This is a genomic window from Streptomyces sp. W16 (assembly GCF_033194735.1).
GTDB lineage: Bacteria > Actinomycetota > Actinomycetes > Streptomycetales > Streptomycetaceae > Streptomyces.
Genome location: NZ_JAWOAI010001216.1, coordinates 1 through 674 on the forward strand (window position 1 = coordinate 1; position 674 = coordinate 674).

A 674-nucleotide genomic window follows, 5' to 3' on the forward strand; every position below is an offset into this window, starting at 1 on the left:
CCGCGAACACCAGCCAGTAGACGATGGTGATCTTCACGTTGACACCGCCGACGTCGAACGACGACGCGAAGACCTTCTTCGCCTGGCCGAAGCCGTCCATGTTGCTGATGTCGTCGGTCGCCACGTTCCCCGTCACCAGCTTGGTGACCGCGAGGTTGACGCCCTGCAGGATCAGGAAGCTGCCCAGGGTGACCAGGAAGCTCGGCAGGCCGGTCTTGACGACCATCCAGCCGTTCAGGAAACCGACCCCCAGCGACACGAGCAGGGCGACGATCACACCGACCCACACGTTCATGGTGAGCTGGTAGCTGAGCATGCTCGCGGTCAGCGCGGAGGTGATGACCGCGACACCGGCGGAGAGGTCGAACTCCCCGCCGATCATCAGCAGGGCGACCGGCAGCGCCATGATGCCGATCGTCGACGAGCTGTAGAGGATGTTCGCCATCGAGGCGCCGTCCCGCACCGGCGGAGCAGCGATCAGGAAGAACACGTACACCGCTGCCGCACCGAGAAAGACACCGATCTCAGGACGCGCCAACAGCCGTACCACCAGGGGCCGTTCAGAGGTCCGGCCGTCGGTTTCCTTCGGGCCGGGGGCCGGCGGTGAGGTCACCGCCGGCTCGGCGTGCTGGGTCATGCTCATCACCGGGTTCCGTTGGCGGCGTACTTGGCGA

1 protein-coding gene is annotated in these 674 nt (G+C 65.7%); it reads right to left on the bottom strand.

Annotated elements, in window-relative coordinates:
- Positions 1-643 (bottom strand): ABC transporter permease (locus R6V09_RS54285; protein WP_442810328.1); only part of this gene is annotated, 643 nt, incomplete at its 3' end.
- Positions 644-674: the final 31 nt, after the last annotated feature.